The 8,007-nt window shown below is 43.5% G+C and carries 6 protein-coding genes and 1 pseudogene; all 7 read left to right on the top strand.

Going from position 1 to position 8,007, the window contains the following annotated elements; genetic code table 11:
• Window positions 1–113 precede the first annotated feature (113 nt).
• Complete coding sequence (locus OEY58_22215) at window positions 114–2,402, top strand: hypothetical protein (GenBank protein ID MDH5328169.1); 2,289 nt, start codon at window positions 114–116, stop codon at window positions 2,400–2,402.
• A 35-nt stretch (window positions 2,403–2,437) separates the two neighbouring features.
• A complete protein-coding gene (locus tag OEY58_22210; protein ID MDH5328168.1) occupies window positions 2,438–3,328 on the top strand; it encodes a hypothetical protein in 891 nt (296 codons plus the stop codon).
• Window positions 3,329–3,334: 6 nt separating this feature from the next.
• Window positions 3,335–3,658: pseudogene (locus tag OEY58_22205) on the top strand (type I restriction-modification system subunit M N-terminal domain-containing protein).
• A gap of 241 nt (window positions 3,659–3,899) precedes the next feature.
• On the top strand, window positions 3,900–4,784 hold the full coding sequence (locus OEY58_22200) for a hypothetical protein (GenBank protein ID MDH5328167.1): 885 nt from the start codon (window positions 3,900–3,902) through the stop codon (window positions 4,782–4,784).
• Window positions 4,777–5,010, top strand: coding sequence for a Fic family protein (locus tag OEY58_22195; protein ID MDH5328166.1), 234 nt, complete (start codon window positions 4,777–4,779; stop codon window positions 5,008–5,010). Before OEY58_22200 ends, OEY58_22195 begins: the two co-directional genes overlap by 8 nt.
• A 587-nt stretch (window positions 5,011–5,597) precedes the next feature.
• Window positions 5,598–7,082 (top strand): type I restriction-modification system subunit M, encoded by a 1,485-nt coding sequence (locus OEY58_22190; GenBank protein MDH5328165.1) that lies wholly within the window; start codon window positions 5,598–5,600, stop codon window positions 7,080–7,082.
• On the top strand, window positions 7,079–8,005 hold the full coding sequence (locus tag OEY58_22185) for an HNH endonuclease (protein MDH5328164.1): 927 nt from the start codon (window positions 7,079–7,081) through the stop codon (window positions 8,003–8,005). Before OEY58_22190 ends, OEY58_22185 begins: the two co-directional genes overlap by 4 nt.
• Window positions 8,006–8,007 lie beyond the last annotated feature (2 nt).

The raw sequence follows: 8,007 nt of genomic DNA, 5'->3' as shown, positions 1-8,007 counted from the left end.
GGTTTTCACTTTTAGCCGAAGTGATTAACGATGTAAGATTTGTAGATGGAGTAAAGAAACAAACAGTTAAACGTCAAAGGAGCGCTGCCTGATCATGGTCGCGTACACCAGATTTGACTATAACTCTAAAAATACCGGAGGATAGTGATTATGTAACATTTTTAGTTACTATCAGTGGGATCGGTGGTGTGTTTATAGGTTTGTATTATGCTGCAATCAGTACAATAGCTGGTTCTATATATGCAAAAGTACCAAACAACATACGCGACCTTCTTGCACAGGAGCGAATCGGTAACGTATACATGCACTTTTTGTCCTTCATTACATTCTTAGGAATATCATTAGTATCGTTTCGTGTGCTAGGTTTTGATCGTATATACCTAGCCATTCCAGTAATGCTAGTTGCGGCTGGGGTGGGTATTATAGCTTTTGTTAAATTAGGTCAACGTGTTTTCTATTTGTTCGATCCGACAGCACTAAGTCACCATTTGTTTGGTCAGTTGCGACAGTTTATAAAAATGGTTAATGCGGGTGGTTATCGTTGGAATGATGCGGCTTTTCAAAGACATGCTAATAAATTGGCGTCATCTAGCCTGGATACGTTAGAGACCCTTTCAGATATTACAAAGAAAGAAGTGCACTTGCGTGGTGCGCCATTCATTTCTCTCTCGGAAAATCTTATTTCATTCCTGTTGTTCTATGAAAGAGCAAAGAGAAATATACCCTCAGATAGCCAGTGGTATGAACAAAAATATGTGCATAGAGATTGGTATAGAACTGAAGATACACGGGTATCCGTCGCACATCAGACAGGGACTACTTTGCAGCCTGATGTAACAAATGACAAAGAGTGGGTAGAAGCGAGGGTTTTACCAATAATTAGAGAATGTTTGGAAATTAATTTAAAAGAAGACAGGTACAATGAAATATTAGAGTTGGCAGGATATATCGATGCTTATTTAAAATTGCTAGCAAGAAGTGGAAAAACCGAACGTGCATTAAATATCTTAGAAGAATTGAGTGAGAGTGTTTTAGAGGTCATTTCCCCTGTATCGGAAAAAGAGATTGTTGCTAACGAGATCCTAGAAAAATTGGCAATTATTGAACGACTAGCATCGATGCCTATAACGATTGCATTGGCATGCCGAGAACACATAGAAGAACTAGATTCTGTAAAGGTTGAAAGGCAGCTGTCTAAAATAACTTGGAACAATGATGTTGATTTATATAAACATGATTTTCCTTCCTATTGTTTGCCAAGATTAGAGTGGTTTAAACCAAGGCTAAGTTTTGAAGTTTCTGCAGAAGGAAAAAAAGTTACTCCGATATGGTATCAGAAAGAATTGTTACTACAAATTGAAGGAGATTCTTTTGCTGAGAATACCAATAGCTTGGTCACAAAGGGTTCAAAATTGTATGAGGCATGGATTAGTAAAACAACCAATGCTAAACATCCTTGGTTGGTCGGTGCTGTTATAAGTAGAGAGTGGGAATTTTGGCATAAAGTAGACCATCAAATGGAAATATGGCCAAACAAATGGTCAAACTTAAGCGATGGAAAGAAAATAGAAGGCTTACCTTGGTCTGAATTTGAATCTGAAAAACTCAAAGTGGCAAGTAAGAATAGACAATCAGAATTACTAAAATTAATGTCTGCTCAAAACTTGATGCTTGCCTTTCTGGACCGGCCTGAAGGCTTCCCGGATTATGCTGGTCAATTTTTACATACGTCAGGCGAGGTCTCGCTTGAAGCGTTACTAACAAACAATACAGATTTACTTAGTAAGGTATTTGTAACTTACTTATATGGCTGCATAATGCGTTTCGATAATTTACGCCCAAAAGCAGCATCAATGGATTGGCGCGCTCAGCAAGATTTCAAAATAGCTGCGGCACCATTGCTTGATTTAATGGAGCTTTCTGGATATGCACGCTTAATGGCGGATTATTATGGCAACGATCAAATATGGCAGATAGTTGTTGATGCGTGGGATAAGTATTTTGCCGATAGAGGTGAAGACTCACCATTACCACTGCTAGCCGGAGTTATTGCTTTTACGGAAGGTGCTTTTGAGATTCCACATAGGGGAGTTCTGCGTACGAATTGGAAAATGAGAGTTAGCAGGCAATTGTCTAATGTGCCACGGCACGAAGTCTATTCAAGACATCATATAGCGTCACATACTGTTGTTGATCATGATAGTCCTTTAATAAGAATATTTTCCCGAGAGCCGTACGGAAGTTTTCATGACGGAATTGATATTTTTATAACATTTTATCTGCGGATTAAAGATGGCGCTGATCAATTAGATTTTGGGTGGAAAAGACGTGACTTGCAAGAATCACTAGATCGTGAAGCAAGAAATGTAGAAGAAGTCCATTCTGAGGAGGGCCCAGAGTGAGAAGGCGTAGAGCACATCGGAATGTCGAACCATCTGTGGCTTCTCATTTCCCGAGCTTATCTAAAGGATATGATATTGATCCAGATGTCCATATGTTCACGGAAGACGTTCATCTAGCAATAATGCCAATAGGTGGTCGAACAGAGAGGCAGGAAGATTTTGCGGTCGAACTTAAGGGTGAAGAGCCAGATTGTGAAAAAGCAAAAGAAATAATTGGTGAACTTGGCGAATACGATAGGCACGATACTGAGGCAATGGTTTGCGATGCAATTGATAACATAGCAAGACATTTAGCATGGGAAGGTCAGGCGGTTTATGAAATCATAACGGATAATGAACAGATATACATTCACGGTTTTACATCAAAATATTTATTTAAAATCTTTATATGGTTCTTGCAAATTATTCCTCCAGGAGACTGGGGTTTGTGGAAAAGAAAGTACACTCTGGTTAGCAGGGAAAGAATCTGGAAGGTAAATATTCCACGTGAGTTAGGAGGCACGAGTGGATATAAAAGAGTTATAAAAAGACTGGGTAAGTATAGTCATCTAGGCCCAGAATTTTATAGACAAGATTTAGAACAAGGAATTACAACTAAATATTATGATTTTCTGAAATATGTAAGAAACAGTGAAATATATTTCAATAGAGTAACTCAAAAATGGGGATGGAATAGAAGAGATTGGTCGCAGGATAAATGTACTGAGTATTATTCATTTTATAAGATGCTTAGTTTTAGATATGCGCAAGCAATTCTTCGCGAACATATAATTCAAGAGATCAATCGATTGTTAGATAGACTATCTATTAAATGTAAATTGAATGTAGTTGGTTTGCCAACAGCAAAAGAAATATTACAAATAAGAAACGATATGCAAAAAGGTGATATTCCTTTTACAGAAGTATCAGATAAAGTAGCAATTTAGGTTTTTATGAGCGCATCAGAAATAGTAAACAAAGTTTGGAACTACGCCCACGTCTTGCGCGACGATGGCGTGGGATATGGGGATTATGTCGAACAGATTACGTATTTAATCTTCCTCAAAATGGCCGATGAGCGGGACAAGGCCGGTCAGCAAGTGCAGGTACCGAATAAATACGCCTGGTCAAAATTGGTCAAGCTCGATGGTGATGATTTGGAACTGCAATACCTCCATACTCTGGAAAACCTGGGAAAACAAGGCGGCATGTTAGGTACCATATTCCGCAAGGCGCAAAACAAAATCCAGGACCCTGCCAAGCTGGAACGCTTGATCAAAGGAGTATGGGGTCAAATCAATTGCTTCACAATACTCTATGCTATTTGCAATGCAAAACTGGCTGGAGGAACTTCCAGCGGTCAATAATTCGTACCGGTTTAAGAAATAAATCGGTAGGGGAAAGCCTCTGGTACAACATAAAAATTAGCAGGAAACCAAAGTTGGAGTATAAACTACCGAACTATTAACGTTTATTTTCACAGGGATTGAATTCAACGCATTGGTGTTAATACAGTCAATGACAAAACAAGAAATCGCACAAAACATAGCTTCGGTACTTAACACCAAATCCGGTCAACTAGCCCGGGACATTGCGCGTGATCTCGGGCTGGATAAAAAGGAAGTAAACAGCGTCTTGTATGGCTCATTAAAAGGTAAATTTTATCAAGACAAGTCCTACCGCTGGTGGCCAAATGACGACAGGCCCAAGGCATCCAAAGAAGAAAAATTAGAAAAGCGAGCCGATACGCCGTTGGCCAAACTGTGCCAGTATTATTTGGCGTGTATGGGGCGGGATGACGAAGGCGGGATCAGCGCTTTTGCTTTTAATAAATACGGTCCGTCGGATTATGTGGAGCTGGAAACCTTATCAACCAGTAGTGACACATTATTCGAATTGCCCAATGCCAGTGCCTTGTTCAAAAAAGTAAGAGGTGAGCGCGGGCGTCTAACCATGCATTTTGGGTATCCTACCAATTTAAAAAAAATCAAATCCTCCAGAAGCAGTTGGGAGGGATTCGTTGTAGAGCCTATTTTACTTTTCCCGGTGGAGTTGGGTCAGTCCATCAGTGACACGCCTGTGATTGATGTGGGCGCGCCTATCATCAATATGTCGGTATTGAAGCAGTATTCCAACTCCGAACGAGAAGCGGTAATGAACGAGCTGATTCTGCTGGAAGAAGAATTGGGAATACGCAGTGCCGATGTTAATCCCGATCTGGATGAATTAGCCCAACGACTACGGGCGCTGCGCGAAGAATGGCTCTGGGTAGAGGATATTAACCCTGAGAGTTTATTGAAAGAGCCTGTTCTCGCCGAGTGTACGGAGCCGGGGATTTATAATAGAGCTGTTCTTATCGTCAGCGAAAGGTCGCCCTATACCCAGGGCCTGGAGAGTGACTGAGCTAGTTCTGATCCATCCGTTTCGAGAAGGCAATGGTAGATGCTCACGCATATTGGCAATTATTATGGCGTTGCAAGCAGGATTACCAATTTTGGACTTTAGTATTATTCGCGGGCCAAAGAAAATAGATTATTTTACCGCTGTCCAAATTGGATTGGGGCGCGACTATCAACCCATGGAGCAGTTATTTGATGAAATTATCGAGGCTTCGATTCAGGCTTTGTAGGAGAAGTATAGCTGCTCGACACTTCAGATAGTTGTTGCCTTACTTGGGTAAGGCTGGCGCCCGTTTCGATAACGGTTGAACTGGAAACACTAGTGATTAATGATTCCCGATATTTCTTGGGATCCTGTAAATAGGGGTTTGATTCAAACAATGATTTCTTTTTCATACTGGTTTCCCAATTGGTCAACAGCAAGCGGACCCTGATATGCCGATGGCTCCAGCACTCTTGCCAACCGATGGAAGGGAACATGCTTGGCGCAGATCAGGATTTACCCGTCGTGTTAGTAATATCGGCATTTTGTAGGTAAAAATCAAGCTAAATTTCATATCATTTTAAAAACTTAAAATTGTAACTTATTGAAACTATGAGGTTATTTTGAGCGTATCTGAAATTGTAAACAAAGTCTGGAACTACGCCCACGTCTTACGTGACGATGGCGTGGGTTATGGAGATTATTTCGAAGCCGCTCCCGGCGTCCTCGACAACTGCTCCTGCGTGGTTCTACCTTCGCCCATCCCTGGGCTCGTGCCTCCCGCGGCATTAGTACATCCATTTACGTCACAATTACCTATAAATGAGGTTCCACATGAGTGCGTCTGAGATTGTTAATAAGGTTTGGAATTACGCGCACGTACTCAGAGATGATGGTGTTGGATACGGTGACTATGTGGAACAGATTACTTATTTAATCTTCCTCAAAATGGCTGATGAGCGGGAAAAAGGCGGTCAGCAAGTGCAGGTTCCGAACAAATACGCCTGGGCCAAGTTAGTAAAACTCGATGGCGATGATTTAGAACTGCAATACCGCCATACCCTGGAAAACCTGGGAAAACAGGGCGGCATGTTAGGTACCATCTTCCGCAAGGCGCAAAACAAAATCCAGGACCCCGCCAAGCTGGAACGCTTGATCAAGATGATCGACAAGGAGCAGTGGTCCACCTTGCCAGCGGATGTGAAAGGCGACATCTACGAAGGCTTGTTGGAACGCAATGCGCAGGATGTAAAAGGCGGCGCCGGGCAATACTTTACCCCGCGCCCGTTAATCCAGGCGATGGTGGAGGTGATGCAGCCAAAACCCACCGACACCGTGGCCGATCCCGCCTGTGGGACCGGCGGCTTTTTATTGGCTGCCCACGATTACATGGCACCACAGGCCAGCTCCAAAAAAGAACAACGTCATCTTAAAGAAAATGCCTTACGCGGTAACGATATCGTCGATAGCGTGGTGCGCTTATGTGCTATGAACTTATTTTTGCACGGCATTGGAGGCGACTCTTCATCGGCTGATGGCTCCTGCCCCATAACCGCCAATGATGCCCTGGCCAAAGAAGTGGGGGATGACCGTGTCGATATGGTCCTGGCCAATCCGCCCTTTGGTAAAAAAAGCTCTATTACCGTCATCAACGAAAAGTCCGGTAAAAAAGAACAGGAAAAGCTGGTCTATGAGCGCGAAGACTTTTGGGCCACCACCTCCAACAAACAGCTCAACTTCGTGCAACACATCGCCAATATGCTCAAGATCGACGGCAAAGCCGCCGTGGTGGTGCCGGACAACGTCCTCTTCGAAGGCGGTGCCGGAGAAACCGTGCGCAAAAACCTGTTAGAACGCACCGATCTGCACACTCTGCTGCGCCTGCCCACCGGTATCTTCTACGCCCAGGGTGTTAAGGCGAACGTCATCTTCTTCGACGCCAAACCTGCTTCAAAATCCGCCTGGACCAAAAAACTCTGGATCTACGATTTTCGCACCAACGTGCACATGACCCTGAAAACCAAGAAACTGGTCAAAAGCGATTTCGATGAGTTTATAGACTGCTACAAAGCCGATGACCGCAGCAAACGTCGGGAATCCAAAAAAGTCGATCGCTGGAAATCTTTTACCTACGATGAACTTGTCGCCCGCGATAAAACCAACCTGGATATCTTCTGGTTAAAGGATGAATCTCTGGAAGATACCGAAAATCTACCGCCTCCGGAAGTGCTGGCACAGGAGATTGTGGAGCAATTAGAAGCAGCGTTGGAGGAGTTTCGGAGTGTGGAGGAAATTCTTAATGGAAATGGGTCGGCGTGACGATACCGGGCCTGGCAGATGCCCTGGTTCGGAAAGCCGCGTTTGAGTGGCTGGAATCGCAGTCACAACTCCACGGTGACGTGTTTCCGAGGTCGATATTAGCAGAAGGGTTTCGGTATCAGGATAAGAGGATTCCTTTATTGGGCCCGCAGGGGATATTTAAACCGGCTGCAATCGATTTACCCATTTCCATAACAACTATCCCAAACGGGCCATACGACGATGGGTACTATTCCGATGAATTGATTGAATACAAATATCGCGGTTCGGACCCGCAGCACAGAGACAATCGCGGTCTGCGCCAACTGATGCAACAGAAAGTACCTTTGATCTATTTTTATCAAGTGGTTAAGTCAAAATACCTGGCAATCTGGCCGGTTTATATTGTGGGGGATAATCCGCACGCCTTGACTTTTACAGTCCAAGTAGACGACAGCAAAAGACTATTGTATCCCACTGCCAACTTGAGCGCGGAAAACCGAGTGATGGATGAAAGGGAAGATTTACGTCGTTCATATATAACTTCAACTGTTCGCCAGCGAGTGCATCAGCGGGCGTTTAGGGAAAGGGTGTTGGAAGCCTATCGGGAGCAATGTGCGCTTTGCCGGTTGCGTCATGTGGAACTGCTTGATGCTGCCCATATCATTCCGGACGGTGAACCCGATGGTGATCCTGTTGTGGCTAACGGACTGTCGTTATGTAAATTGCACCACGCTGCGTTTGATCGGCATTTTATTGGAATAACACCTGATTGTGTAGTTGAAGTCCGGCGTGATATTTTGGAGGAAGAAGACGGGCCTATGCTGCTGCATGGCTTGAAAGAAATGCATGGTCAGAAAATAAACATTCCAAAGAAGAAAACGCTTCAACCGAATGAACTATTGCTGCAGAGACGATATGAGCAGTTTTTGCGGCTGGTGTGACA

This window comes from Gammaproteobacteria bacterium, assembly GCA_029882975.1.
GTDB lineage: Bacteria > Pseudomonadota > Gammaproteobacteria > SZUA-152 > SZUA-152 > JAJDNG01.
Note: the sequence above shows the minus strand (reverse complement) of the source record. Positions and strands in the feature narration are given on the sequence as shown.

Excerpts from the sequence above, each read along its gene's own strand:
- OEY58_22200 (MDH5328167.1), top strand. The coding sequence starts at position 3,900 with ATGACAAAACAAGAAATCGCACAAAACATAGCTTCGGTACTTAACACC.
- OEY58_22190 (MDH5328165.1), top strand. The coding sequence starts at position 5,598 with ATGAGTGCGTCTGAGATTGTTAATAAGGTTTGGAATTACGCGCACGTA.